This is a genomic window from Stenotrophomonas sp. NPDC077461 (genome assembly GCF_049545475.1).
Classification (GTDB): Bacteria; Pseudomonadota; Gammaproteobacteria; order Xanthomonadales; family Xanthomonadaceae; genus Stenotrophomonas; species Stenotrophomonas nematodicola.
The window spans coordinates 269,890-296,500 of sequence record NZ_JBMWDO010000002.1 but is presented as its reverse complement, the minus strand read 5'-3'; the positions used below and the strand labels follow the sequence as shown (position 1 = coordinate 296,500).

The following is a 26,611-nucleotide window of genomic DNA, read 5'->3' as shown; positions in this document are numbered from 1 at the left end:
TCAAAGGGCCCCGTATTCGGCATGACCGAACGGAACAACTGGTCAGGCGTGGACTCCCCTGTCGGAAGGTGTATATGCCGTGTCCAGGACGTGGCGGTGGCAGCACGCGCCTGCCCCTCTCAGCCGGAAGCAGACAGAGACGGCAGTCCAGGGTTACTTCCGGCATTCGCCTCGATCCCGCGGCCGGTTCATCGTAGTGGCCAGATCACCCAAGGGGATAGCCGATGTGTCGCAGTATGCTGTGGGCGATGTTGCTTGTGGTCGCACCGTTGGCTGCCACTGCGGCGATGCCGGAGGCGCATGCCTGCGAGGATGACGCATCACCCGCTTTACGCGGATCGCAGTGCGCATTGATGGATGTGCCACTGCGCCATGCCGACCCATCAGGCGAGCACATATCGTTGTTCCTGCGGCGCATACCCGCCAGCGCCGACACGACCAGACGGGGCGAGGTCTGGCTGCTCTCTGGCGGTCCCGGTGAGTCAGGGGCATCCCTGTACCCGTTGATCCAGACCTACCAGCGCGCGTTTCCCGGATTTGATCTTGTGATTCCCGACCACCGGGGCACAGGCCGATCCTCGCGGATCTGCCCCGTCCAGGAATCACCCGAAAGCCCGGAAGGCACGGGGCTGGCGGGAACGGAATGGGGACCCTGCATCGGCGCCATGTACGCCAACCTGCAACGGACCTCGGCCTTCTCTATTACCGAGGCCGCGCAGGACCTTGGCATCCTGATGTCAGACGCAGATCGCAGCGGCCCGGTGCTCCTGTATGGCGTTTCTTACGGCACTCAACTGGCGTTGCGCGCGCTCCAGGTCAACGACCTTCGCGTGGATGGCCTCATTCTTGACGGACTGGTGCCGCCCGAAACCACTGAAACGTTCGATCTCAGCCGGCGCACAGCGCTTGTCGATCAGGTGGGCCGGGACAGCATGGATGAACGTAGCCTCGAGCGTTATCGGACGCTGCTGGCCGTGAAGGATGCGGGCTGGCAGAAAGAGGTGCCGGGCGGCGACGTGCGCCGATTCTTCGCCGCGCTGCTGAGCTTCCCTGCGTTGCGCGATCGAATCCCGAGGATCGTGCAGGATCTTTCCGCCGGCGACGACCGCTCGCTGGTTGCCACGGTAAAAGACTGGAACGTTGCGCTGGCACAGCTGGGACAGGGTGGAAACAATCAACCGGCCTTGCCGCTGGTGATGCTCATTGCCGCCTCGGAGAACAACGCCCGGCCGGAGCTCGGCATGGCCACTGTCAACGAAGAGGCCAAGGACGCGCTGTTCGTCAGCCCCATTCCCGGTCTGCTGGTGAATGGCAGCGTTCCGCGCTACCCACGCGATGCATGGTTCGGAACGAGTCCGCGCACCCTCCCGCGGACTCTGGTGATTCAGGGAACACTGGACCCGAATACCGCGTACGCCGGCGCCAAGGAACACGCTGCCACGCTTGGCAGGTCAGGGCCTGTCACGTTCCACACGGTGGACCGCGGCGCCCATCTGCTGGCACTGGTGGCGCCTCGCTGCTTTGTAGCGGCTGTCGACAGCTTCATTGAGGGCGCCGTGATCAGCGAGCGCTGTGCAGAGCCCGCGCCAGAGTGATGGCGCTTTCCCGAGCGGATCACGTCGACAGCACGCCCTCTGCAATCGCGCACCAGGCAGCCCTCTGCGTGCCGAGCACGCCCTGCCCCCTCCCATCCGGGTTCGGCCAATGGCGGACCCTGGACAGCAGTGGCTTACCCGCTATTGCGCTGGGGTGGCGATATAGGTGTTGTTTCCGCGCTTCAGCAAAAAGCCGTTTGCCTTGTCCTTACCTACCTGCTGGAACTCAACCGTCATGTCTTGTGCGGTCATGAAAAACCGGGTCTTGGACTGTGCAAACAGCTCTATCGGTCGCTCGCCGAACAATTCGCTCCGGAGATACAGCCGATCGCCTTCGGCAATGACCTGTGCAGGTTTCTCCACCAGGATGTAGTTGCCCACAAGCATCGCGTTGCCAACCGGATCGGATCGCAGCGCGACCTTCTCGGTGATCTGGAACTCTGGCCAGCCATATTCGGCAGCAACGCTCACAAGAATCTCGTCAATCAGGGCGGCACCGTTGTCGCTGTTGGTCATCACCACCACGCCTTGCCCCGTGTGGGTGTAGCCATACAACTGCGAGCGGAACCCGTCGGTGCCGCCCGAGTGCGCGAAGCTGACGCCGTCGCCCAGCTGTTCAACGTAAAACCCCAGGCCGTACTCGCCCAACCCACGGCTCAGCATCGTGGCAATCATTCCACTGGACAGCAGCTTGCCGGGCTTGCCGGACTGCGTTTGCTGGATATCGACGACCACCCTGGCCAGATCCGTCGGTGTGGACCAAAGCGCGGCCGCCGCCGATTCGGGGTACACATGCCACCCGCCGGAAACGGGCGCCCCGTTGGTGTGATGCCCCATTGCGGCCCGTGCCTGCAACGCCGGCGCCAAGGTCATGGCGAACGTACTGTCCCTCATCTGCAGTGGGTCGAGGACCAGCTCCTGCATCAGCTCGGGAAACGGCTTGCCACGCGTTTCGGTCATCATCAGTTGAACAACGCTGTAGCCGCCTCCGGAGTATTTCCATTCTGTGCCGGGTATCGCCTCTACGCGGACCGGTTCGGAGTTGGCTGGCGCCACGCCATCCAGCACCTGGAGCAGTGAAGGTACTGCTTGACCTCGGGCGTAGCCGTGGAAGCCATGTATGTTCATGCCCGCACTGTGGTTGAGTAGACCGCGTAACGTGACAGGACCTTGCTGGGTGAAGTGGTTGTCCGGGATCTTCCAGCTGCTGAGCTGCCCGTTCGCAGGATCGTCCAAAGACAACACGCCCTGCTCAACCAGGTGCAGCGCGCCCAGTGCAGTGATCGACTTGCTGACCGAGCCAGCCTGGAACAGGCTTGCTGTCGTGGCGGGCCGCCGGCTGGCCGCATCGAGCACGCCGTAGGCACGTGTCCATTCGACGCGTCCATTATTGATGAGGGCAATGCTGACAGCAGGAACGTCATGGAACGCCATGCGTTCGACAAGCGACATCTTCTGGCCGGGTGCGTCCTTGACGACCACACGAGTCGAAAGGCCCTGTTCCACTCTGGCAATCCGGGATTCGTCGGCAGGCGACAACGCCTGCGCGGATACGGACAGCGCGGCCGACATCAGTACGATGGATACCACCCTGAGGCGGATTTGGCGTGGACGTGGAACCCGAGTTACAAGGGCTTTGCGGGTAACCCTGAGCATCAAAGATCCTTCCACGACAGTGAAATCACAGGACTGGAGAACCGGCCGCTCGACTGCTGCCCGAACGACCGGACGCCGAGGATACGGGGCGTGAAGCAATGAGCTTACGGACTTTCCGTTCCGGAGGCATCCAGGCCTTCGGAGCGCTGTAGATCGTTTCGGGGTCGATGGGGACTTCCGGCCAAGGGCGGACCTCCCTGCCCCGGTTGCCCGCGCGCGGGGCGATGCGGATCAACGTCGCGTCCGCAGCCGGTTATCGCCCAGGCGATACGATGTCGATCACGAGGGAACCCAATGCCTGCTGGATCGGCCGCGAGGGCATCGGTACCGCACGATACCGATGGACGCCCAGCGACTACGCCATGTTGGGCACCATTGGATCTGGGAAGTTCCCGCCTGAGGAACCAGCGGGGATGGTGCAGTCGATGGGCCAGGTGACGACACCTCGCAGTCTCTATCTGCAGCAGTTCCGTGATGGACGCATCCGGGACAGTCTGGCCGCTGGTGCGGGGGAATGGCGTACGTGTCAACGCGAGCTCGCTGACGCGTCACCTGGGCCACGACCTACGGTGTTGCCGAAATGACCGTCAAGGCCGTGACATTCCGGTTCAGGCAGCCCTCCCAGCCCAGCGACTTCGCCGGCGGGAACGTGATCGAACCCACCTGCTGCGCCTGCACGAGCGGCGCGCTGATCTTCGGATACGCGGTCAGAATCGTCGCGCCCTGATCCAGCGCGACGTCAGGATCGCTGCCCATGTCGTTGAGCACATCACCAAGTGAAATGACGTTGGTCTTGCCCGCAACGATACGGAACACGCCCGCCCCCTTGGCATAGCAGTGCTCCGTCTGCAGATTGCCCTGCAGATCCCGCCTCGCCGCATAGGCGTAGTCGCCGGGCACCACGGAACGGGCACCGAAACGCAGCGTCGTGTTGAGACCTTCTGGCTTCTTCAATTCGTCGACGACGAACGTGCCCGCTCCGCCGTCGAAGGTAATGGAGAACCACTCCGGCAGGAAGGTTGAAGACTGCAGGTCGACCCTGCTGAAGACGAAGCTGTGGCTGCTCACGCCCCGATCAGGCACGTTGTCGGCAGCGACCAGGACAAATGCGTTGCCATCGCTGCCATCGAACGTGGTGTTCTGGTTCACGGTGGCGCATCCGCCCAGGACTGCACTTGTGATTACGGCAAGAACCGCGCGCTTCATGACGCCCTCTGATGGGTTCCCGTGGACCGGATCGGCCCGAATGGATGGTAATCCAGATCACTGATGCGTTTCGCACCGCTCTCGCTGGCCGGATGCCGCCCGGAAGCAGACTACGGTGGGCCAGGGCGCCATCCTCCCCGGGCCGCAGGTAGTCGGCACCCGCGAATGCCAGCGGTGCACCTCATGCAGCTTGCCGGTGTAACGGCATTCGTCGGTGGAAATCACCGAACACACGGAGACGTCAAACGAGACGATCCGTTTGCGGTTGGTAGCGAGGCGATCCGTGCGGATCTCGGCCAACACCTGTGCCGACGACAGAGCCTGAACGGGAATCTGGATGACGTTCAGGCGATGGTGGAACCATGCCTGCAACTTGCCTGCGATACGGAGGTGGACAGCTCCCGCCGCACTGTGGGCGGCGGTGCCTGCGAGGACATCAACGAAGAGCGTGCCATCCGGAAGCGCTGCAAGGACGTCAAAATCATCGCCCATGCGCCAGCCGACCAGCATGTGGCAAAGCGTGTTGGCAACATCCTGGAGGATCGTTCGACGCATTGGTTGACAGCACTCATGCCTGGAAGCGCGACGCAACAAGCGGGTGATAGGACAGGGCGACACCGCACAGCCACGCTGACGCAGCGGCAGCAAACAGCGCGATGCCAAGGCCACTCACCTGCCCCATCAGTGGCGATTGTGCCAGCAGCCCTGCCGCCAGGACGATCAGGGCAGAGGAAACGATGGCGAGCAGACGCCCCCACCGCCTGAACCGCACGAGCCCTGTCCATGCTGCGCCGCCAGTGACCACGCCCACCAGCAGCACGAACGCACCGAAGACCCACATCGGAGGGGGTTGATCCAGTGAAAATTCCACGTGCACGGGGCGTTCCAGGGGCAGAAGCAACGCGCCCGACAGCAGAGCAACGGAGAGGACCATCAAAACGCGGATGACGGCAGCCATGAGCGAAACCCTTCCAATGGATGGACCCATAAGCCACTTGCACGACGTGCCCAGACAGCCGCGTAGACGGGCGCTTACCTGACGCGGCTCGATCATAGAAGGGCCGCGGCCGTCCAACAAGCGGGGGGATGAGCGGGCCCAAGCGCCGGGGTCGGCGCCAGGCTCGATTCGGGCACGGGGCTAGCGGAACCGCACCTCCGACCCGTACACCGTTTCACCTGCGTTGACCCGCACCTCGACGTCCGTGAGGCGCTGATGGATTCTGCGCCAGTGCAGAATCCAGCGCACGAGGAGCGGCAGGCCGAACAGTAGATAGCTCACAACAGCTAGAGCGACGGCCACAGACACCCCACCCGGATGCAGCCAAAGCCACGCCGTGGCCAGAAGCGCACTGAAGATGGGTCCACCCGCAGCGGCTGCAAGAATTGATCGTGAGCGCATGACCGCTACGGCCTTGCGAACATCTGACAGATCATCAAGCGTTATGCGATCAGCACTTTCCATATGGGTCAAGGGCCTGACAGGCCTCCTCCTGCGTCAGAGTGGAAACGACAGGTTCGATCCTGGGGCTGCCGGGCCCCGCTGGCAAGCCGACGCACTATCGGTCCTGCGATGCCCGCCGGCACCCCGCAGTGCATTGCTACCATCAGCGCCTGCCCGTTCACGGATGAAACCACCCGAATGCGCCCGTTGCCGCCGTCCCGCAGAATCGCCGCGCTTGCCCTTATCGCCTTCGCCGCGTGCGCGCCGACGGTGCTGCACGCCGCGGATGGGCCCGGCTCCGCCGCATTCTTCACCCATCCCATCGATACGGCCGCAGACGCGCCGCTGGTCGCACCAGGCAGCAATGGCCGATTGCGCTACGGCATGTACCGCGAGCGCGGCGGCACGCAGGCCCGGCATATTGTTCCGGACTTCTCGCGCGCCGGCTACCGCGGCGGTGGCGTAGCGCTGCCTGCGCCCGCCTCGCTTCCCGTCCGCGTGGTGCTTGCTCCCTCCGCTGGCGGCGACGACCACGCGCGCATCCAGCAGGCCATCGACACGGTGAGTGCGCGCACGCCCGATGCGCACGGCATGCGCGGCGTCGTGCTGCTCACGCGCGGGCGCTACACCGTCTCGAACGGGCTGGTCATCCGCAGCGGCGGCGTTGTGCTGCGCGGTGAAGGGCGCGGCAGCAACGGCACGATCATCCGTTCGACCTACACCGGCCGGCAGGGTCGGATCATCGAGGCGGGCAACCGCGAGCCCTCCCGGTTGGTGGACACTGCCGGCCTGCCGTCGTCCCGCATCAGCGCCGCGTACGTGCCGGTGGGGGCAATGCGGGTGCCGCTGGCCTCCACCGCCGGGTATCGCGTGGGCGACACCCTCATTCTGCGTCGCACGCCCAATGCCGCCTGGCTGGGTGCCGACGGAATCGATACCGCCCGCTATGGCTGGACGCCCGACGGCTTCGCGATGGACTACGCGCGCGTGGTGGCCGCCGTGGATCGCGACGCGCTGGTGCTGGACGCACCGGTGGTGGATGCGATCGAGCGCCGCTTCGGCGGCGGTACGGTGTATCGCGTCGCTGTGCAGCGCATCGGCGAGGTCGGCATCGAGGACCTGCGTCTGGAAGGCAACCCCGACACCGGCACGGCTGCAGGTACGCCCGATAATGGGCCGTACACGGCCATCCGTTTCAACGGTGTGCGTGATTCATGGGTGCGCAATGTCACGCTGCGCTATGTCTCTCACGGCATCACCGCGCACGACGGCGCCCACTTCAACACGTTCCAGGATCTGGCTTATCTGGACCCGCGCTATGGGCAGACCGAGGGCATGCGCCGCTACGCGTACAACTACGAAGGCAACGCGTCGTTCAACCTGACCCAGCGCTGCTATGCCGAGCACGCCCGGCACAGCGTCGTCACCGGCGCGCTCACCCCCGGGCCAAACGTTTTCCTGGACTGCCTGGCCGTGGACGGCACCAACGACAGCGGCCCGCACCATCGCTGGGCCACCGGCACGTTGTACGACAACACCCGCGACACTCAGCTTCGGGCACAGAACCGGCGTCGCAGCGGGTCCGGCCACGGCTGGGCCGGCGCGCAGCAGATGTTCTGGAACACGGGCAGCGCGCACTACGTGCTGCAGGCGCCGCCGCATGCGATGAACTGGAGCGTGGGAGAGATCGGGAATGCCGTACCGGGCAAGTTCCAGCCCGAAGAGCCCGCCGGCATCGTGGAGCACCCGTCACAGGTGGTGATCCCGCGCAGCCTGTATCTGCAGCAGTTGCAGGATCGCCTTGGTGCGGGAGCGGTCGAAGCGGTGACAACCCCGGCACAGCGGCGCGGCCGGGTGTGGGAGGCGCTGGCCTGCCAACCCGACGCATGTCCTGGAGATCGCAAGTAACCCTCGCCCACCCCGCCTGCTTCAGTGGTGACGCGTCGGTTTACCTGCGAGCGGAGCGCGTGCGCTTTCCGTCTTCGTCCTGCGATGCCGCGCGACTCTTCGCGAACGCGGGGAAGGTCTTCTCGATCGGGTCGGCATCCGGGAGGATGTAGAACACCCCGCCCCGCTGGAACGTGGTGCTGATGATCTGCTCGTAGAACCCGGGCGAGACGTTAATGCAGCCATGCGTCACGCGGTTGTCGTCCGGCGAGGCGGACGCAAGGCGTTCCACCCGCTTCTCGGCCGGGACGCCGGTCGCGGTGGGATGGATGGAAACGGCGGACTCGTAATCCACCCACAGGACGCGGCCGGCGTCGATCGACGGGCCGTAACCGCCTACGAAGCGGCCTGCCGGCGTGGTGCGGTCCCGACCCGGAATCTCGCGCAGCGCCAGCCCGGCGACACCCGGGGCGGTATGGTCCCCTGTCGCCGAGCCGAACAGCCCCGGCGCCGCGCCGCGCAGCCGGCCCTCGCCGTCGAACACCAGGATCTGTGCTGCGGCCTTGTCCATGATGGCGAACGGATAGCCCTGGCTGTCCTTGGTGGCGACCACCCACCCCGCGAGCTCGATCACGGTGTCGGAGACGTCCTGGCCTTTCGGCAGTTCATCGACGGCGGCGACCGGTTGCGGGGCGGCATCCTTGGCGCTGGCAACGCCGGCACCTGCAAATGCCAGCGCCACGGCGAGCGCACCAGAGACGGCACGTCGTGCTGCGTGTGAGTACATAACGATGGGACGATTCCTTCGGATGGAACGATGGGCTTAAACGAAACCAGTGGCCAACAACGGCCACCGGTTCCACTTCATACCCTGCACACCAGGTGTGCAGGCGCGATCAGCCGCGTGGCTGGCGACGGGGCGCCTTTTCGAGCTGCTGGACGCGGCCTTCGATCTGATCCAGACGTTGGTTGGCCTGCTGCGCGGACTGGTTGGCGGACTCGGCGCTCTGGGCAGCGCCCTGCACCTTCACATCAAGCTGGTCGAGGCGTGAGTTGATCGAGGCGAACTCGTCTTTGTAGGTGGCGCAGCCGCCAAGGCCGACGGTGGCGATGATCGCCACGCCGAGCGTACGGGCGAGCGTCAGGTGATGCTTGGTCATGGTCATTGCAGTCCCTCCTTTGTCTGGGGAGACTGGAATATAGCTGCCTTTTTGTTGGCGCCACGAGAGGCTTTCAGTTCTGGTTGGAAGACGTGGAGAGGGCGTGAAGAGGTCGTAAAACGCATGCTCACACGGCGTTTTTTCTTCAGCACCGATCGCCATACCTGCCCTGTCGTCAGCGTGGCCCGGCGCTTGCCTACCAGAGCCGACCATCGTCCAATACCCGCGTGCTAGCCTGAAACCGCAAGGACGCCGCACCCTTCCGCCATCGTGTTCCGTTCCAGGCAGACCTCATGAAGACGCCACGCCAATCCGCCGCCACTACGAACAGCACCGCAGCGGAAACGCAGCCCAACCTGTTCGCCGCGCTGCGGAGTCTTATGATTCCCTACCGGAGCAGGCTTGACGTTGTGCACGATGAAGACGACCACTTCTACGCAAACTGCCGACACCTCGACGCCAAGGGCAAGGCGCAGTTCTTCGGGGCAGTGAAGGTCTCTGGCCGCAAGCATGTCGTTCACTTCATGCCGGTCTACGATTTCCCCGAGCTGCTGAGTGATATCAGCCCCGCACTGAAGAAGCGCATGCAGGGAAAGTCCTGCTTCAATTTCGATGCTCTGGACCCGGCGCTGCTGCAGGAACTGCAGCACCTTGTGGAACAGGGTGTGGCGCGCTACGAGAACGCCGGCAAGCTCTGAGGGACTGGACCATTCGCGTTTGGGCGCGACCGTCTCTGAGCGACAAGGCCCGTAATGCAGGCCACGTGCCCCATCGTCGAGCATTCTCCGCAGGGTGATGCGTGAGCAGCTGCATACGCATCAATGCACCCGTGCCCTCTATGCCGAGCGACACGGCCCGCTACTCGGTGACGTAGACGATCTGTCCGACACCCTCGGCGCGCCCGGCCTACGCAATTGCGCCTGTATCAGGCATCGGCCAACACCAGAGGCCAACTCCGGTAGCGCCGGCCTGTAGTCTTCGTGGAAACGCTCACTATTACCGACACTTTGTCGCCCGTCCGGATCGGTAAACGATATGGGTTCGTTCGAGATCGGATGCAGGCGCGTCCCGGTGTCGCTGCTGCCGGCGCTGGCGACCGGGCTGGCGGTGACGATGGAGGAGCCGATCGGAGCGCCGGGGCTGCGTCCTGCGGGCAAGCGCGGACCGGCACCAAAGCTGCAACAGCAGTTGGAGCGGATCAGTCAGCTACCAAAGGCCAAGCAGAAGATGGTGAGCGAGGTGCTGGACTCGTTGCTCGCGCAGGCCGGACGCTGAGCACGATCACAATGCCAACCATCACAAGGCCCGCACTGCGGGCCTTGTGCTTCATGGGCGGTTGGCAACCAAATCTTACCTCGTTACTTCCAGCCCCCAAACGAAACTTGACGGATCGAACTCTGTTTTTGGCCGGGGCTCTCCCCAGCGACACAGTGAGACTGCACCAGATGCAGGAGCCGTCGATATGACCAGCTCCCTACCACCACCATCAATTAGTGAAATTGCACAATCCGATATCACATTACTCTCCAAAGCTCTGGCAATGCGATAACCGGCTAAAACGAAATCATCGATAGGCAAGATAGCCCGGATAAAATCCGGAGAGAGCGACGATTCATGCGACTCCTCGATTTGGAGCGCGCCCATCTCATGACCTGACTCGGTCATTGTCGGCCTACTTCGAACCGTCCAAACAGTACCGCCTTCCCAAATAATTTCCAATTGCCAAGTGCATTCGGAAGCCTGCCTTTCGGGCCAACTGACGCACTTAAGCGTCTTGCCGATGGTGCCTCCCAAGCCAGCACGATCGAAATTTACAAGATCGATTGAAAGATGTGTGTTCATTTCTCACGCGGATAGTGAAGAGTCTCATGCGGCTTGTCGCGGTTAGCGGGGATATCGATGCTATGTCCCCCAGAAGAGTTTTCGCGACCAAACACCCCGTTCTCGCCGATTTGCGAACCTGCTGGTGCTGGATCACCAGGCCCCGCTGGACGAGTCTCGCCAGCTAGCGTCCCCAAGTCAGAACCATACTCACCAGTGCCACCGAACTCGGGCTTCAACGTCCCGGAAGTAACACTGTTCCCAGATCCCCGCGGTTCGCGCGGAGGTGGCTGGCGGTACGCTTACAGTGGAAGTAGAACGACGCCCTCTGATTTCCGTTGCAAATTTTGACCAGCAGGTCGCAGGCTGGCCTCCCCAATGGGAGTGAACACTTGATCTCTGGGCCTTTCAGCACGCCCCGCAGCCCATCGCCTGGTCAGCAAACCTTCCGCCCTACCCCAACCCACCCTCACGCAACCGATAACTCCGGTGCACGATGCCCTCCGGCAGTTCGTCGTGGGTGATCATCAACAGGCTGCGCTGCCCCAGCGCGGCCACCATGTCGTGCAGCAGTGCCTGCGCGGTATCCACGTCCAGGCCTTCGGTGGGCTCGTCCAGCAGCAGGATCGGTGCCTCGCGCAGCAGCGCGCGGGCCAGCGCCAGACGGCGTGCCTGGCCGGCCGACATCGTGGCCCCGTTCTCGCCGACCCAGGCGGACAATCCCCCCAGTTGTTCGGCCCATGTCTGCAGGCGCACGTCTGCCAGCACCTGCCACAGCCGCGCGTCGCTGGCCTCGGGGTCGCCCAGACGCAGATTGTCGGCGACGGTGCCGGCGAACACCGGTGCGTTCTGCGGCAGCCAGGCGATCTGGCGGTGCCATTGATCCTGCGCGACGTGGCGGATGTCGATGCCGCCATAGCGCACGTAGCCGCCATCGGGGTCCCACAGCCGCAGCAGCAGTGACGACAGGGTGGTCTTGCCGCTGCCGCTGTCGCCGCGGATGGCGATGCGCTCGCCGGGGCGAAGCTGCAGCTGTACTTCGTCGAGCAGTGCGCGCGACTGGCCCGGCCAACGGAAGCTGACGCGCTCGAATGCCAGGGTGGCCGGCTCAAGCGGAATCGCGACCGGGTCGGCCGGCTCGTCCACGCCCGGCGGCTGGTCGACGATGGTATCCAGGCGCACCGCTGCCACGCGGCCGGACAGCCAGGACTGCCAGGCCAGGCCGATGCCGGCCCAGAGTTCGAGCAGCGCCACCGTGAGAAACACCAGCGCGGCTGCGAGTGCGGCGTCGATGGCGCCGGTCTCGAAGCCGTGCAAGGCCAGCCACAGCATGGCCACCAGGCCGCCGGCCGCGCACAGGCCGTGCAGCGCAGTGCCACTGAGCAGGCGCCAGCGGCGGCGGCGGTCGCGGGAGCGCAGCTGCTTGGCGGCGACCAGCACGCGCAGGTTCCAGTGCTCGCGTGCCTGCAGGGCGGTCAGGTCGGCCGCGCCTTCCAGGCCTTCAAACGCCTGGGTGCGCAGCTGGGCCCGGTGCAGCGCACGATCGCGCTCCTGCCCGGCGGCGCCACGCACGGTCAGCCACGGCACGCCGATGCCGACCAGCAGCGTCAGCACCGCGAGCAGCGCGGCCGCCGGCGGGTAGATGATGCCGGCCGAGAGCACGCCCACCAGCGAGATGCCGCCGAGTGCGAGCAGCGGCCCGATCGCGCGCACCAGCAGGCCGTCGACTTCGCCGATGTCCGACATCAGTCGCGCCAGCAGCTCACCGGTGCGGATGCCGGCCAGACGCGCCGGCGCCAGCGGCAGCGCGCGGCGGAAGAACCACACGCGCAGGTCGCGTGCGATGCGCAGGGTGACGTCGTGGCCGACCAGCTTTTCAAAGTAGCGCGAGACGATGCGCGCCATCGTCAGGCCGCGGATGCCGGCCGAAGGCGAGAAGAAATTGAAGCCGCTGCCCAGCCCGGCGGCACCGGCGAGCGCGGCGGCGGTGAGGAAACCACCGGACAGCCCCAGCAGTGCCGTGCCGGCCAGCATCGTGGTCCACAGCAGCAGGACGGTGAGCAGCAGGCGGGCACGATGGCGGGCGAACACGCCGCGCAGGGTGTCGATGCGGGGCGCGCTCATGCCGGCAGCTCCGAGGCGTGCCGGGCGCCACCGGCGGTCAGGGTCAGCCGCGTGTCGGCCCAGCGCATGGCGGCCTCGCTGTGGGTGGCGATGACCACGCTGCGGCCGCGCGCGAACGCGGCCAGGGTGCGCAGCAGGTCGGCCTCTGTCTCCGGATCGAGGAAGGCGGTGGGCTCATCGAGCAGCAGCAGCTGCGGGTCGCGCAGCAGCAGGCGGGCCAGGCCGATACGCCGTGCCTCGCCACCGGACAGGCCAAAGCCACGCTCGCCGATCACGGTGTCCAGGCCCTGCGGCAGGGCGGCGGCGAAGCGCATCACCTGCGCCGCCTCGGCGACCGCACGCAGGTGCGCATCGGTGGCGCCGGGGTCGGCCAGGCGCAGGTTGTCGGCGATGCTGCCGTGGAACAGGTACGGGCGCTGGCCGGCGTAGCCGATCTCCAGGCCCGGCCGCAGCACGATGCTGCCCGACTGCGGCGGCAGCCAGCCGGCCAGCGCTTCGAGCAGGGTGCTCTTGCCACTGCCACTGGGCCCGACCAGCGCCACGCGCTGGCCCGCCTCGATGTGGAACGACAGGTGCTGCACCACGTCGTGCTGGGCGCCCAGCGGGCGCAGGCTGAGATCGCGCACCACCACCGGCGGCGCCTGCGCTTCCAGCAGCTCCGGCGTGCGCGCGGTGGCGGCCGGCGCGTCGGCCGTGACGTCTTCCGGCAGCTCGCCGAGCAGGCGCTCCACCTCGGCGGCCGCGGCCAGTGCGTTGGCGCGGTCGTGGTAGTGCGCGGCCAGCCGCCGCAGCGGCGCGTAGAACTCCGGCGCCAGCAGCAGGCAGAACACGCCGATGCCCAACGTGGGCACCTGCGCATGCAGCGACATCAGGCCCAGATAACTCAGACCGAGATACAGCGCGACCATCGCCACGCTGACCGACGCGAAGAACTCCAGCACGGTGGAGGACAGGAAGGCGATGCGCAGGACCTTCATGGTGCGTTCGCGCACGCCTTCGGCGGCCGCCTCGACCCCGGCAAGCTCGGCCTCGCCGCGGCCATACAGGCGCAGCAGGCCCAGGCCCTTGATGCGGTCGGCGAAGTGGCCACTCATGCGCGCCAGCTCGCCCAGCTGCGCGCGACCGGCGGCTTCGGCGCCCCACCCCACCAGCATCATGAAGAACGGCACCAGGGGCGCGGTGAACACCAGGATCAGCGCCACCACCCAGTCGGCGCAGGCCACGGCCAGGGCGATCAGCAGCGGTACCACCACCACTTCGATGCGGACCGGCTGATAGCCGGCGTAGTAACTCTCGATGGCATCGGCATGGGCCAGCATCAGCTCGCCCATCTCGCCGGTGCGCTGCTGCCGCAGCCACAACGGGCCGCGCCCGAGCAGCCGCCGGTAGACCCGCTCGCGCAGCGCCAGGCGCGCGGCGTCGGCCACATCGCCGGCGGCCGCCTGGGTGGCGGTGCCGAGCGCGGCCCGTACCGCCAGCAGCCCCAGCAGCCCCAGCAGGACCGGGGTGGCCTCGGCCAGCGGCCGGTGGTCGACCAGTACGGCCTGGATCAGCCAGGCGATGGCGGCGGCCTGGCCGATCAGCAGCGCCCCGGACAGGCAGATGCACAGGGCGGCCAGCCGCTGCTGGCGGCGGGCGGCCCCGCCCAGCCCGCCCAGCCAGCGCAGGCGCTGCCGGCGCAGGGCGGCGGTCTCAACAACGGTGGCGTCAGGGGGTATGCTCAAAACGGTTCACTGGCGGCCACAAGGAGGTTCCGTCGATTGTAGAGGGTGCTGGCACGTCGCTCGTGCGGCAAGCGGTCGCAGGCTCGGCCAGGGTGCATACCATTCCTTCGCGAGATCGTTTGTACATTGATCTAAATCAAGGCTAATTGAAGTTGTCGGTCACAGAATTCACCCCGTAGACCCCCCTTCCCGCCACCTGTAACGGCAAAACCCAACGAGGTAGCCAGGCCATGATTGATCAGACAGTCGTAGAACTGTCGCGGCTGCAATTCGCTCTGACCGCGATGTACCACTTCCTTTTCGTACCGCTCACGCTTGGCCTGTCCTTCATGGTGGCCATCATGGAAAGCGTGTACGTCATGACCCGCAAGCAGGTCTGGCGCCAGATGACCCTGTTCTGGGGCACGCTGTTCGGCATCAACTTCGCCATCGGCGTTGCCACCGGCATCGTGATGGAATTCCAGTTCGGCATGAACTGGTCGTACTACAGCCACTACGTCGGCGATATCTTCGGCGCCCCGCTGGCGATCGAAGGCCTGATGGCGTTCTTCCTGGAAGCGACCTTCATCGGTCTGTTCTTCTTCGGCTGGAAGCGCCTGACCCCGGTCAAGCACCTCACCGTGACCTGGCTGATGGCCCTGGGCACCAACCTGTCGGCGGTGTGGATTCTGATCGCCAACGGCTGGATGCAGAACCCGACGGGCGCGATCTTCAATCCGGAAACCATGCGCATGGAGGTGGTGGATTTCGCCGCCGTGCTGTTCAACCCGGTGGCGCAGGCCAAGTTCGTGCATACGGTCAGCGCCGGCTACGTGACCGGTGCGGTGTTCGTGATGTCGATCAGCGCGCTGTACCTGCTGCGCAACAAGCACAGGGACATGGCGCGCCGCTCCTTCGCAGTGGCCGCGGCCTTCGGCCTGCTGTCCTCGCTGTCGGTGGTGGTGCTGGGTGACGAGAGCGGTTACGCCGCCAGCGAGCACCAGAAGATGAAGCTGGCGGCCATTGAAGCGATGTGGGAAACCGAGCGTGCGCCGGCCGACTTCACTGCCTTCGGCATTCCCAACCAGCAGACCCAGCAGAACGATTACGCGGTGAAGATCCCGTACCTGATGGGCCTGATCGCCACGCGTTCGTTCAACCAGCCGATTCCGGGCATCCTGGAGCTGGTCGAGCGTGCGGAACACCGCGTCCGCGGTGGCCAGCTGGCCTACGGTGCGCTGGAGCGCGTGCGCAAGGACAAGAACGACGTCGAAGCGCGCGAAATGTTCGATCGCCACTGGCAGGATCTTGGCCACGGCCTGCTGCTCAAGCGCTATCGCGAGGACATCCTCAACGCCACCCCCGAGGAAATTTCGAAGGCGGCGATGGACACCGTGCCGCGGGTCGCCCCGCTGTTCTGGACCTTCCGCATCATGGCCGGGCTGGGCTTCTACCTGATCGCGTTCTTCGCGGTGGCCTTCTACTTCTCCTGCCGCCACAACTTCCAGGACAAGCGCTGGTTCCTCAAGCTCGCCCTGTGGACGCTGCCGGCGCCGTGGATTGCAATCGAATGCGGTTGGTTCGTGGCCGAGTACGGCCGCCAGCCGTGGGCGGTGGACGGCGTGCTGCCGACCTTCTATGCCGCCTCGGGCCTGGCCCTGCATGAAATCCTGACCACGCTGGCGGTGTTTACCGCGCTGTACACGGTGCTGCTGGTGATCGAAGTGAAGCTGATGCTGAAGGCGATCCGCAAGGGCCCGGACGACATCCTGCCGTCGCTGCAGGCTGCAGCCACGTCCCTTTCCCCCAATGCCGCTGCGCCGACCCACGGTCAGGCGTAAGGCAGGAGAACCCAGATGGAATTCATTGGACTCGATTACACCACGCTCCGCGTGATCTGGTGGCTGCTGCTCGGCATTCTGCTGATCGCCTGGGCGGTGATGGACGGTTTCGACCTCGGCGTTGGCACCCTGCTCCCGTTCGTGGCCAGGACCGACGACGAACGCCGGCTGGTGATCAACACCGTCGGCCCGGTGTGGGAAGGCAACCAGGTGTGGCTGGTGCTCGGTGGCGGTGCGATCTTCGCCGCGTGGCCGCCGCTGTACGCGGTCAGCTTCTCCGGCTTCTACCTGGCGGTGTTCCTGATGCTGTTCGGGCTGATCCTGCGCCCGGTCGCCTTCAAGTACCGCAGCAAGATGCCCAGCAAGCGCTGGCGTGGGAACTGGGACCGTGCGCTGTTCGTCGGCGGCCTGCTGCCGGCATTGATCGCCGGCGTGGCGGTGGGCAATGTGCTGGTTGGCGTGCCGTTCCACTTCGATGACAGCATGCGCATCTTCTACACCGGCACCCTGATCGGCCTGCTCAACCCGTTCGCGCTGCTGGCCGGTCTGGTGAGCGTGGCGATGGTGGTCGCGCACGGTGCCGCAATGCTGGTGCTCAAGACCGACGGCCCGGTGGCCGAGCGCTCTGCCCGCTACGGCAGCGTCGCGGCGGTGCTGACGTTCGTGCTGTTTGCACTGGCCGGTGTGTGGGTGGCCTTCGGCCTGCCGGGCTACCAGATCACCTCCCAGGTGGTCACCGATGGCCCGACCAACCCGCTGCTCAAGACCGCTGAACTGGGCAGCCTGGCCGGTGGCTGGATGCGCAACTACAGCAGCATGCCCGCCACCGTGCTGTTCCCGATCCTCGGCCTGATCGGTGCACTGGCCAGCGCGGTCCTGCTGCGGGCCCGTCGCGGCGGCCTGGCGTTCATCGCGTCGGGCGCCTCGATCGCCGGCATCATCCTGACCGTGGGCTTTGCGATCTTCCCGTTCCTGCTGCCCTCCTCCAGCCAGCCGGGCTCCAGCCTGACCGTCTGGGACAGCTCCTCCAGCCACCTGACCCTGGGGATCATGCTGATCGCCACGGCCATCTTCCTGCCGATCATCATCGCCTACACCTCCTGGGTCTACCGCGTGATGAAGGGCAAGACCACGACTGAAGAAATGGGCGACAACCCCAACGCTTACTGACGCGCCCCGGTGGCGCTCTAGGAGATCTACAATGTGGTACTTCGCTTGGATTCTTGGTGCAGGGCTGGCTTCGGTCGTGGCCATCCTCAACGGCATGTGGTTCGAAGCCCGCGAGCAGAGCCGTACGGATAACGAAGAAGGCTAAAAAAAGGTTGCCGGCGCGGTCTTCACACCGTATCCTTGTCGGCTCCTTCGGGGTGTAGCTCAGTCTGGTAGAGCGCTACGTTCGGGACGTAGAGGTCGCAGGTTCGAATCCTGTCTCCCCGACCACTCCGGTGGTCGCATTGAAGCCTGGAAGCGTCAATTCCAGGCTTTTCTGTAAGAGCCGTGGCAACACGGCACCGAAGGCGTTTCACGGTCCCCCTTGCCGCCGAAGGGTGGGATCGATACAATAGGCGGCTCCTTACGGGGTGTAGCTCAGTCTGGTAGAGCGCTACGTTCGGGACGTAGAGGTCGCAGGTTCGAATCCTGTCTCCCCGACCAGTTGATGGTCACATTGAAGCCTGGAAGACATCCGTCCTCCGGGCTTTTTTGTGTCCCTCTGTCTGGGGTTGCCGCCCAGCGGCCGCCCCCTCCTTGGCGGCGGTCGGCCCACCGGGTGGGCACGACCGGTTCATGGGTGGCGGGTACAATGCCCGCCACCGGGATGCGCGCACTCTGCCGCATCCCTGCCATCGCACTCCCGCAGTCTCCGGCACTCTGCCGGTGTCTGCGCTTCCGCACATCCGGCCCCCACCGTGATCGCGCCACCTGCAAGAGATCCACGCCATGCCCCATACCCCTTCCCATGACACGTCCCTGCTGCGGGGGCGCGTGCTCGCCTTCACCGCGATCCTGCTGGCCGCGCTGAACCTGCGCACCGCCGTCACCTCGGTCACGCCGCTGCTGGATGTGCTCGGCCAGACCTTTGGCTTCGGCACCACCATGACCGGCGTGCTCGGCATGCTGCCGACCGCCTCGTTCGCGCTGTTCGGCGTCACCACGCCGATGCTGGCACGCCGCATCGGCCTGGAGCGCACCGCGCTGCTGGCGATGGCCCTGGCCGCCGTGGGCCTCCTGCTGCGCTCGCTGGCCGGTGGCGTGGGCAGCCTGCTGTTCGGGTCGGTGGTCGCCCTGGCCGGCATGGGCATCGGCAATGTGGTGGTGCCGCCGCTGGTGAAGCGCTACTTCGCCAACCGCGTCGGCACTGTCAGCACGCTCTACATCACCGTGCTGCAGATCGGCACCATGATGCCGGCGCTGCTCGCCGTGCCCCTGGCCGAACAGGCCGGCTGGCGCGTGTCGCTGGGCATCTGGGCGCTGCTGGCCGTGGCCGCCGCCCTGCCCTGGCTGCTGCTGGCGCGCAGCCGCCCGCACCCGGATCCGCTGGCCCCGACCAGCGAACCCGGTGCCCAGCCGCACGGCAAGGTCTGGAAGACACCGCTGGGCTGGGGCATGACGCTGATGTTCGGCATGACCTCGCTGATGACCTACTCGATGTTCACCTGGCTGCCGCGCATCGTGGTGGAAGCCGGCGCCACGCCGCGTTTCGGCGGCATCATGGTGGCCATCTTCGCCGCACTCGGCCTGCTGCCCTCGCTGACCATGCCGGCGCTGGCCGTGCGCCTGCGCAACCCCTTCCCGCTGGTCCTGATCGGCTTCACCGCCTTCCTGATCGCCTTCGCCGGGCTGCTGTTCGCGCCGATGAAGGCGCCGTGGCTGTGGGCGGTGCTGCTGGGTATTGGTCCGTCCACCTTCCCGCTGGCGCTGACCCTGATCAACCTGCGCACCCGCACGCCGGCCGGCTCGGCCGCGCTGTCCGGGTTCATGCAGGGCGTCGGCTACGCGTTCAGCTGCCTCGGCCCGTTCCTGTTCGGCTGGCTGCATGCGGTCAGCGGTGGCTGGCACCTGCCCTTCGGCTTCCTGGCGCTGTGCGCGCTGGTGCTGCTCACGGCGTCGTGGATTGCCTGCAAGCCGCAGAAGCTGGAAGACCAGTGGTGAGACACCGGGCGCGGTAACCGCGCCCTACGCCCGCGTCTGGCCGTCGCCACGCACCACGAAACGCTCCACTGTCAGCGCCTCCAGCCCCATCGGGCCGTAGGCGTGCAGGCGCGTGGTGGAGATGCCGATCTCCGCGCCGAGGCCGAGTTCGCCGCCATCGGAGAACCGCGACGAAGCGTTGACCATCACCACCGCCGAGCGCAGTGCGTGGACGAAGCGGTCGGCGGCAGCGGGGTCGTCGGTGGCGATCACTTCGGTATGGTCCGAACTGTACTGCTGGATATGCGCCAGCGCCTGGTCGAGATCGTCGACCACGCGCACGGCCAGGATCAGGTCCAGGTACTCGGCGGCGTAATCGTCCTCGGTGGCCGGTGCGGCATCGGCCAGCCACTGGCGGGCGCGGTCGTCGGCACGCAGCGCGACACCGCGCTCGCGCAGCGCCGCATCGGCCAGCGGCAGGAAGGTGCCGGCGACATCGGCATGCACCAGCAGCGTCTCCAGTGAATTGCAGGCCGACGGCCGGCTGCACTTGCCATCCACCAGCAGCGCCACGGCGCGCTGCAGATCGGCGGCACGGTCCACGTACAGATGACAGACGCCCTTGTAGTGCTTGATCACCGGCACCCGCGCATGCTCGGCCACGAAACGGATCAGGCCTTCGCCGCCGCGCGGAATCGCCAGGTCCACCAGGTCGTTGAGCTGCAGCAGCGCCAGCATGGTCTCGCGGCGCAGGTCCTCGACCAGGGTCAGGGCCGCGTCGGGCACCCCCGCCTCGCGCAGCGCGCGCTTGAGGGCGGCGGCAATCGCCGTATTGGAGTGGATCGCCTCGGAACCACCACGCAGAATCACGCCATTGCCCGCCTTGATGCACAGCGCGGCCGCATCGGCGGTGACGTTCGGGCGTGCCTCGTAGATCATCGCGATCACCCCCAGCGGCACGCGCACCTTCTGCACGCGGATACCGTTGGGGCGCACGTCGTCGCGGGTGACCACGCCGACCGGGTCCGGCAGTGCGGCCACCTCGCGCAGTGCGGCGGCGATACCGGCCAGCCGACGCGGGTCCAGCGCGAGGCGGTCCAGCATCGCACTGCCGACGCCCTTCTCCGTCGCCGCCGCGAGGTCGCGCGCATTGGCGGCCAGAATCCCCTCGGCATCGGTTTCCAGCGCTGCCGCCATTGCCTCAAGCAGGGCCGCCTTGGCCGGCGAAGACAACTGCGCCAGCTGCTGCGCGGCATCCCGGCACTGCGTGGCCAGGGATCGGATATCGGTCATGGCAGGGGTCTCGGTCGAAGGCATCACAGCAGCACCAGGTCGTCGCGGTGGATCACGTTGCCACCGTAGTTGTAGCCCAGCACGCGCTCGATGTCGCGCGAGTGGTGGCCGGCCACGCGGCGGATATCACTGGCCGAGTACTGGCTGACGCCGCGCGCCAGGCGCAGCTCGCCGGTCCCGGTGCGCAGCCGCACCTCGACCATGTCGCCGCGGCGGAAGTCGCCCTCGGCACCGAGCACGCCGCCGGGCAGCAGCGATGCGCCCTTGTCGCGCAGCGCGGCGGCGGCGCCGTCATCGACCAGGATCGCGCCCGGCTCCAACGGCGCATGGCGCAGCCAGTACTTGCGTGCGGCAACCCGGGTCTGGCCGGCATGGATGCGCGTGCCGAACAGCCGGCCCTGCGCCAGTGCACGTACCACGTCGCTGTCGCGGCCGTTGAACAGACAGGTCTCGATACCGACACGGCCGGCCTTGGCCGCCGCTTCCAGCTTGGTATGCATGCCGCCGGTGCCAGCCCCGCTGCCGGCGCCGCCGGCCATCGCCAGCACCTGCGGGGTCAGTTCGGGGACGTCGTGGATCGGGTGCGCCTGCGGATCGCGGCGCGGGTCGGCGCTGTACAGGCCGTCGATGTCGGTGGCGATGAACAATACGTCGGCATCGATCAGCGCTGCCACGGTGGCGGCGAGATTGTCGTTGTCGCCCAGCTTGAGCTCGTCCACCGACACGGTGTCGTTCTCGTTCACCACGGGCAAGGCACCCAGGCGCAGCAGTTCGTTGAGGGTGGCGCGTGCATTGAGATAGCGGCGGCGGTTGCGCAGGTCGTCGTGGGTGAGCAGCACCTGCGCCACCGGGCGTTCGAAGAAGCGCTGCCACAGCCCGATCAACTGCGCCTGGCCAAGCGCGGCCAGCGCCTGGCGCGCCGCCATCGCGGCACCGGCTTCCAGTGCGCGCGGCACGATGGCGCGCCCGGCCGCGACCGCGCCGGATGACACGATCACCACTTCGCGCCCGGCCAGCACATGCGCGGACACGAACTGGGCAAGGCCCAGCGCATGGCGCGGCGAAAGGCCACCGCCGTCGGCGGCCAGGAGGCTGCTGCCGACCTTGAGCACCGCGCGCTTCCACGCGGGCACCGGCTGCTCGGGAAACGGTGATTGCACGCGGGTCGGAGTCATCGCGACGTACGCCTCATCGGGTGGACCATTCGTGGACCGTGGCCGTGGCGCTGCCCTCTGCCATCAACGGGTCGGCGTCGACAATGGCCTGCGCGGCGGCGCGATCGGTGAGGTTCTGCAGCACGTAGGCGCCGCCGGTCTTGTCGGTGAAGCCACCGGTAAGCAGCAGCTGGTCATTGGCGCGCAGCGTATCGAGGAAGCGCGCGTGCGCCATGCCCACCTCGTCGCGGAATGCGGGCGTGCGGGTGACCAGCACCAGGTAGCAGATCTTCATGTCAGTCTCCCAAGAAGAACGGCGGCCTCGCGGCCGCCGTCGTGATTACACCAGCGCGGCCCAGCGGGCGCGCAGTTCGTCCAGCCGCAGGTCGGCAGCCGCGCCGGGCGACACGCGCGCGGCCAGGCTGCCTTCGGGCGTGCGGCCCTGGCCAGCGGTATCCGAGGCGGCCGCGGCGGCCTTGTAGGCCTCGCGGAACGGCACGCCGGCAACCGCGGCTTCAACGGCGACATCGGTGGCGTACATGCCCGAGTCGATCGCCGCGCGCAGCTTGTCCTCGCGCCATTCCAGGTTGGCCAGCAGCGCCGGCAGCAGGTCCAGCGCGGCCAGGCCGCGGCCGAAACCGTGGAAGATGGCGCCCTTGCTGCTCTGCAGATCGCGGTGGTAACCGGACGGCAGCGACAGCAGCTGTTCGATCTCGGTGCGTGCGGCCGCCACGCTGGCGTGGGTGGCGCGCATCAGCTCGATCACGTCCGGGTTGCGCTTGTTGGGCATGATCGAACTGCCGGTGGTGTACTGCGCCGGCAGCGCGACGAAACCGAACTCGCCGCTGGTGAACAGCGACAGGTCCCACGCGATGCGGCGCAGGTCCAGGGTGGCCCCGCCGAGCGCTTCCAGTGCGGCCAGTTCAAACTTGCCGCGCGAGAGCTGCGCGTAGATCGGCGACACCTGCATGCGCGCGAAGCCGAGCGCGGCGGTGGTGTGCGCGCGGTCCAGCGGCAGGTTGACGCCGTAGCCGGCGGCGGTGCCGAGCGGGTTGGCGTCGATGAGGGCGAAGGTGTCGTGGGCGCGGATGGCGTTGTCGATGAAGGCTTCGGCCCAGCCGGCCCACCACATGCCCGCCGAGGACACCACGGCGCGCTGGATATGGGTGTAGCCCGGCACCGGCAGGTCCTTCTCGGCCTCGGCACGGTCCAGTGCGACCTTGGCCACTTCGCGGCTCACCGTGGCCACGTGCAGCAGCTTGTCCTTCAACCACAGGCGCGTGGCGACCAGGATCTGGTCGTTGCGGCTGCGCCCGGTGTGGATCTTGCGGCCGGCATCGCCCAGGCGCTCGGTCAGGCGCGCTTCGATCGCCGAGTGGCAGTCCTCGAAGCGCTCGTCGAGCACGAAGGCGCCGCTGCGGAAATCGTCGGCCAGCACGTCCAGTTCGCGCTGCAGGCCGGTGCGCTCATCGCCAGACAGGATGCCGATGTTCTCCAGCCCCTGGGCGTGCGCTTTGCTGGCGGCCACGTCGTACAGGAAAAACTCGCGATCCAGGATCACGTCGTCGCCGGCCAGGAAGGTCTGGATGCTGGCGTCCACCGCCACGCCGGGCTTCTGCCACAGAAGGTCTGCCATGTCTTGCTCCAATCAATGCGGAATTGCGCTGAGTTCGTCCAGGCCAAGCGCGAGGTTGAGGTTCTGCATGGCCTGGGTGGCCGCGCCCTTGAGCAGGTTGTCCAGGGTCGCCACCACCACCACGCGCTTGCCGCCCGGGGCCACATCGAAGCCGCCGATCTGCACGCCATGCCGGCCGGCGATGCGGCTCACCCACGGCGCCTCGTCGATCACCTCGATCAGCGGCTCGTTGGCGTAGTAGGCCTGGTAGGCGGCCACGACCTCCTCACGGGTGTGGACGCGGTCCAGCCACAGGTTGACGGTCATGGTGATGCCACGGAAATGCGGTGCCACGTGCGGCATGAATTCCACCGGCACACGCAGGTGCGCGGACACTTCGCGCTCGTGGATGTGGTTGGTGAGCGAATACGGCATCAGGTTGTCGTGCAGCAGCGCCGGGTTGTTCTTGTCCGACGGCGTGGTGCCCGCGCCGGAGTAACCCGAGACACCAAAGCACTGCGGCGGGCCGGCCAGGTGCTTGAGCAGCGGGCTGATCGCCAGCTGCATCGCGGTGGCGTAGCAGCCGGGGTTGCTGATGTGCTTCTGGCCCAGGTAGTCGCCACGGGTCAGTTCCGGCAGACCGTAGTACCAGTGCTCGTTGAAGCGGTAGTCGGCCGACAGGTCCACGATCACCGTGTCAGGACGCGCAGCGGTGAGGGCGGCCACGAACGGCGCGGACAGGCCGTTGGGCAGCGCCAGGATCACCGCGTCCATGCCCTTGGCAGCGACCGCGTCGGCATCCAGGTTCTCATACAGGAGCGGTGCTCCGTCCTGCTGCGTCAGGTGGGGAACCGGTTGCCCGGCCAGCTCGCGCGAGGACACAAAGCCCAGCTGCAGGTTCGGGTGCGCGGCAATCAGCGTGATCAGCTCGGCACCGGTGTGGCCACGGGCGCCGACGATGCCGACGGTGAAGGGGGTGGAGGTACTCATGCGTGTGCGTCCAGGCGGTGCTGCAGGTGGCGCTTCACGCCCTGCCACTCCGCGTCGATGATGGAGAAGATGACGGTGTCGCGCGGCGTGCCGTCCGCGTGGCGCTTGTGGTTGCGCAACACGCCGTCCTGCTTGGCGCCCAGGCGCGCAATGGCGGTGCGCGAGGCGAAGTTGAACCAGCTGGTCTCAAACACCACGCTCAGGCACTGCAGACGCTCGAAGGCATGGGTGAGCAGCATCAGCTTGGCCTCGGTGTTGACCCCGGTGCGCTGCGCGGCCTGCCCGTACCAGGTGTAGCCGATGCTGAGGCGCGGCACCTCTTCTTCCAAGCCGTAGTAACGGGTGGTACCGACGATCTCGTCGTCCGCGTTGAACACCACGAACGGCAGCACCTTGCCCTCGGCCTGCGCCTGCAGCGCGGCCTGGACGTAGCCGGTCATGGTCCTGGCCGAGGGCACCTGGGTGTACCAGAGCTGCGACAGGGCGCCGTCGCCCAGCGCGCCGCGCAGGCCATCGATGTGGGACATCTGCAGCGGCTCCAGCCGCGCGTGCGTGCCGGCCAGGGTGGGGACCCGGGTCCAATCGGCGTGATTCATCGGTTCAGCCCTCCAGGCTCGGTGTACGCACCGCGCAATGATCGACGTAGGTCTTGATCCGCTCGAAGCCGTCGGCGCCGAACCAGAACACCTTCCAGGCGCCCTGCTTGTAGCACCCGTCGGATTCGGCGTAGTAGAAGTGGTTGATCGGGTTGCCGTGGCGCGAGCGCCAGAACAGCTGCGGGGTTTCTTCCAGCATCACGTTCCATACCGCGCGCCCCAGGCCCTCGCCCTGCGCGTCGTCGAGCACCGCGAACTTGTCCAGGTACACGCCTTCGGCCTCGTCGGTGAGGATCACCGCGGCGCGGTAGTTCTCGCTGACGTACGCGCGCAGCAGGCGGGTCTTGTCGAAGTAGTCCGGCACCAGGGTGCGGCCGAAGCTGGATTCGATCAGGCCCTTCAGGCGCGGCAGGTCCAGTTCGCTCCAGGCGGTGGCGCGCAGCACCTTTTCGCCCTTGCGCACCAGCGTGCCCGAGCCCTTGTGGGTGAACAGTTCCTTGGCCAGGTCCGACGGGCGGGTGATGGACACCGACGACTCCAGCGGCAGGCGGTCCAGCAGGTCCTTGATCTGTTCGATCTTCACGCGCATGCCGCCGTGGATCCACGGCTGCTGCATCAACTGGTCGTATTCGGTGGACAGGTTGATCGAGTCGATCACCCTGCCCTCTTCATCCAGCAGGCCACCGGTACCGGTGAGGAAGATGATCTTGTACGGCTGCAGTTCCTGCACCAGCTCGTTGGCGGCGAAATCGGCGTTGACGTTGAGGATCTGCCCGCAGCGGGTTTCGCCCAGGCTGGTGATGACCGGGATCGACCCGGCACGCAGGCTCGCTTCGATCGGGGCCAGGTTGACCTTCTTCACCTCGCCGACCAGCCCGTAGGTGGCCTGGTCCAGGTACTCGGCCTCGAACACGCCACCGGTGATCGAGGTTGCACGCGCGCCGTTCTGCTGCAGCGCTTCGACCAGCTGCAGGTTGGACGCCTGGAACACCCGGCGCACGATGGCCAGGCCTTCCGGCGAGGTCACGCGCAGGCCGTTGACCGTTTCCTTGACGATCCCGGCGGCCGACAGCTCGGCATCCAGCTGCGGACCGGCGCCGTGCAGCACGATCGGGGTCAGCCCGACTTCCTGCAGGAACGACAGCGAGGAGGTCAACGCGTCCAGGTCGTCGCGCAGCACGGCGCCGCCGACCTTGACCACGGCAAAGCGCTTGGCATCCAGCTGCGAGAAGCGCTTGAGGTACTGGCTGATCTCCTTCGCGCTGGCCATGCTCGAGAGCAGGCGCACGATGGTCTGGCGGGTCTGGCGGTGGGGCTGGAGGGAAGAAGGCATTTCAGTATCGTCACAGGCGGCCGCAGCCGCGATGGAGGGTCCGTCAGTGGCAGGCCACGACGGCGTC

Annotated in this window: 24 protein-coding genes and 2 tRNA genes; 10 read left to right on the top strand and 16 right to left on the bottom strand. The window is 66.6% G+C overall.

Features of this window, described 5'->3' with window-relative positions; all coding sequences use genetic code 11:
* Positions 1 to 248: 248 nt before the first annotated feature.
* On the top strand, positions 249 to 1,595 hold the full coding sequence (locus tag ACPEH8_RS05980) for an alpha/beta fold hydrolase (RefSeq protein WP_423666265.1): 1,347 nt from the start codon (positions 249 to 251) through the stop codon (positions 1,593 to 1,595).
* 141 nt (positions 1,596 to 1,736) lie between these two features.
* On the opposite strand, the gene ACPEH8_RS05975 is transcribed toward ACPEH8_RS05980, so the two are convergent.
* From ACPEH8_RS05975 to ACPEH8_RS05955, 5 genes are all read right to left on the bottom strand, one after another.
* On the bottom strand, positions 1,737 to 3,167 hold the full coding sequence (locus tag ACPEH8_RS05975; RefSeq protein ID WP_423666263.1) for a serine hydrolase domain-containing protein: 1,431 nt from the start codon (positions 3,165 to 3,167) through the stop codon (positions 1,737 to 1,739).
* A 648-nt stretch (positions 3,168 to 3,815) separates the two neighbouring features.
* Positions 3,816 to 4,400 (bottom strand): hypothetical protein, encoded by a 585-nt coding sequence (locus ACPEH8_RS05970; protein ID WP_423666261.1) that lies wholly within the window; start codon positions 4,398 to 4,400, stop codon positions 3,816 to 3,818.
* Between the two features lie 114 nt (positions 4,401 to 4,514).
* On the bottom strand, positions 4,515 to 5,012 hold the full coding sequence (locus ACPEH8_RS05965; RefSeq protein WP_423666260.1) for a hypothetical protein: 498 nt from the start codon (positions 5,010 to 5,012) through the stop codon (positions 4,515 to 4,517).
* Positions 5,013 to 5,025: 13 nt separating this feature from the next.
* Complete coding sequence (locus ACPEH8_RS05960) at positions 5,026 to 5,415, bottom strand: hypothetical protein (protein WP_423666258.1); 390 nt, start codon at positions 5,413 to 5,415, stop codon at positions 5,026 to 5,028.
* A gap of 180 nt (positions 5,416 to 5,595) precedes the next feature.
* Entirely contained in the window at positions 5,596 to 5,928 is a 333-nt protein-coding gene (locus ACPEH8_RS05955) for a hypothetical protein (RefSeq protein WP_423666256.1), read from the bottom strand.
* Positions 5,929 to 6,096: 168 nt separating this feature from the next.
* Between ACPEH8_RS05955 and ACPEH8_RS05950 the strand changes: the two genes are divergently transcribed.
* Positions 6,097 to 7,806, top strand: a complete 1,710-nt coding sequence (locus ACPEH8_RS05950) for a hypothetical protein (protein ID WP_423666255.1) — start codon at positions 6,097 to 6,099, stop codon at positions 7,804 to 7,806.
* A gap of 40 nt (positions 7,807 to 7,846) precedes the next feature.
* Here ACPEH8_RS05950 and ACPEH8_RS05945 read toward each other — a convergent pair whose 3' ends face one another.
* Positions 7,847 to 8,527 carry a hypothetical protein gene (locus tag ACPEH8_RS05945; protein ID WP_017355081.1) on the bottom strand — a complete coding sequence of 227 codons (681 nt, stop codon included), beginning with the start codon at positions 8,525 to 8,527 and terminating at the stop codon, positions 7,847 to 7,849.
* A 154-nt stretch (positions 8,528 to 8,681) separates the two neighbouring features.
* Positions 8,682 to 8,951 carry a membrane protein gene (locus ACPEH8_RS05940; RefSeq protein ID WP_017355080.1) on the bottom strand — a complete coding sequence of 90 codons (270 nt, stop codon included), beginning with the start codon at positions 8,949 to 8,951 and terminating at the stop codon, positions 8,682 to 8,684.
* 287 nt (positions 8,952 to 9,238) lie between these two features.
* Here ACPEH8_RS05940 and ACPEH8_RS05935 point away from each other — a divergent pair, with 287 nt between their 5' ends.
* A complete protein-coding gene (locus ACPEH8_RS05935) occupies positions 9,239 to 9,643 on the top strand; it encodes a hypothetical protein (protein ID WP_136003268.1) in 405 nt (134 codons plus the stop codon).
* A gap of 337 nt (positions 9,644 to 9,980) precedes the next feature.
* The gene (locus ACPEH8_RS05930) at positions 9,981 to 10,220 is read left to right on the top strand and encodes a hypothetical protein (protein WP_423666253.1); all 240 of its coding nucleotides are present in this window, start codon (positions 9,981 to 9,983) and stop codon (positions 10,218 to 10,220) included.
* A gap of 999 nt (positions 10,221 to 11,219) precedes the next feature.
* On the opposite strand, the gene cydC is transcribed toward ACPEH8_RS05930, so the two are convergent.
* Both cydC and cydD read right to left on the bottom strand, forming a co-directional pair.
* Positions 11,220 to 12,890: a thiol reductant ABC exporter subunit CydC gene (cydC, locus tag ACPEH8_RS05925; RefSeq protein ID WP_287251261.1), complete on the bottom strand. Its 1,671-nt coding sequence runs from the start codon at positions 12,888 to 12,890 to the stop codon at positions 11,220 to 11,222.
* On the bottom strand, positions 12,887 to 14,614 hold the full coding sequence (gene cydD, locus ACPEH8_RS05920) for a thiol reductant ABC exporter subunit CydD (RefSeq protein WP_423666251.1): 1,728 nt from the start codon (positions 14,612 to 14,614) through the stop codon (positions 12,887 to 12,889). The genes cydC and cydD overlap by 4 nt, the downstream gene beginning before the upstream one ends.
* Positions 14,615 to 14,844: 230 nt before the next feature.
* Between cydD and ACPEH8_RS05915 the strand changes: the two genes are divergently transcribed.
* The 6 genes from ACPEH8_RS05915 (at position 14,845) to ACPEH8_RS05890 (ending at position 19,584) form a co-directional block, all read left to right on the top strand.
* Entirely contained in the window at positions 14,845 to 16,434 is a 1,590-nt protein-coding gene (locus ACPEH8_RS05915) for a cytochrome ubiquinol oxidase subunit I (RefSeq protein ID WP_017357476.1), read from the top strand.
* 15 nt (positions 16,435 to 16,449) lie between these two features.
* Positions 16,450 to 17,604 (top strand): cytochrome d ubiquinol oxidase subunit II, encoded by a 1,155-nt coding sequence (gene cydB, locus ACPEH8_RS05910; protein WP_017357475.1) that lies wholly within the window; start codon positions 16,450 to 16,452, stop codon positions 17,602 to 17,604.
* 31 nt (positions 17,605 to 17,635) lie between these two features.
* Positions 17,636 to 17,749: a cytochrome bd-I oxidase subunit CydX gene (gene cydX / locus ACPEH8_RS05905; protein WP_017357474.1), complete on the top strand. Its 114-nt coding sequence runs from the start codon at positions 17,636 to 17,638 to the stop codon at positions 17,747 to 17,749.
* Positions 17,750 to 17,797: 48 nt separating this feature from the next.
* A tRNA-Pro gene (locus tag ACPEH8_RS05900) sits at positions 17,798 to 17,874 on the top strand.
* Between the two features lie 136 nt (positions 17,875 to 18,010).
* Positions 18,011 to 18,087: transfer RNA gene (locus ACPEH8_RS05895), tRNA-Pro, on the top strand.
* Positions 18,088 to 18,372: 285 nt separating this feature from the next.
* Positions 18,373 to 19,584, top strand: coding sequence for a CynX/NimT family MFS transporter (locus tag ACPEH8_RS05890; RefSeq protein WP_017357473.1), 1,212 nt, complete (start codon positions 18,373 to 18,375; stop codon positions 19,582 to 19,584).
* 24 nt (positions 19,585 to 19,608) lie between these two features.
* Here the strand turns inward: ACPEH8_RS05890 and ACPEH8_RS05885 are convergent, their stop codons facing one another.
* From ACPEH8_RS05885 to ACPEH8_RS05855, 7 genes are read right to left on the bottom strand one after another with little or no spacing between them, the layout of a single operon-like run.
* Positions 19,609 to 20,856, bottom strand: coding sequence for a glutamate-5-semialdehyde dehydrogenase (locus ACPEH8_RS05885; protein WP_136003262.1), 1,248 nt, complete (start codon positions 20,854 to 20,856; stop codon positions 19,609 to 19,611).
* A 23-nt stretch (positions 20,857 to 20,879) separates the two neighbouring features.
* Positions 20,880 to 22,031 (bottom strand): glutamate 5-kinase, encoded by a 1,152-nt coding sequence (proB, locus tag ACPEH8_RS05880; RefSeq protein WP_136003261.1) that lies wholly within the window; start codon positions 22,029 to 22,031, stop codon positions 20,880 to 20,882.
* A gap of 13 nt (positions 22,032 to 22,044) precedes the next feature.
* Positions 22,045 to 22,305 carry a YciI family protein gene (locus ACPEH8_RS05875; protein WP_423666249.1) on the bottom strand — a complete coding sequence of 87 codons (261 nt, stop codon included), beginning with the start codon at positions 22,303 to 22,305 and terminating at the stop codon, positions 22,045 to 22,047.
* Positions 22,306 to 22,350: 45 nt separating this feature from the next.
* Positions 22,351 to 23,646: an argininosuccinate lyase gene (argH, locus tag ACPEH8_RS05870; protein WP_153165156.1), complete on the bottom strand. Its 1,296-nt coding sequence runs from the start codon at positions 23,644 to 23,646 to the stop codon at positions 22,351 to 22,353.
* Between the two features lie 12 nt (positions 23,647 to 23,658).
* Positions 23,659 to 24,615, bottom strand: coding sequence for an N-acetyl-gamma-glutamyl-phosphate reductase (argC, locus tag ACPEH8_RS05865; RefSeq protein WP_166473233.1), 957 nt, complete (start codon positions 24,613 to 24,615; stop codon positions 23,659 to 23,661).
* Positions 24,612 to 25,211, bottom strand: coding sequence for a GNAT family N-acetyltransferase (locus ACPEH8_RS05860; protein WP_017356623.1), 600 nt, complete (start codon positions 25,209 to 25,211; stop codon positions 24,612 to 24,614). Before ACPEH8_RS05860 ends, argC begins: the two co-directional genes overlap by 4 nt.
* Before the next feature lie 4 nt (positions 25,212 to 25,215).
* Positions 25,216 to 26,544 (bottom strand): acetylglutamate kinase, encoded by a 1,329-nt coding sequence (locus ACPEH8_RS05855; RefSeq protein WP_017356624.1) that lies wholly within the window; start codon positions 26,542 to 26,544, stop codon positions 25,216 to 25,218.
* Between the last annotated feature and the right edge of the window lie 67 nt (positions 26,545 to 26,611).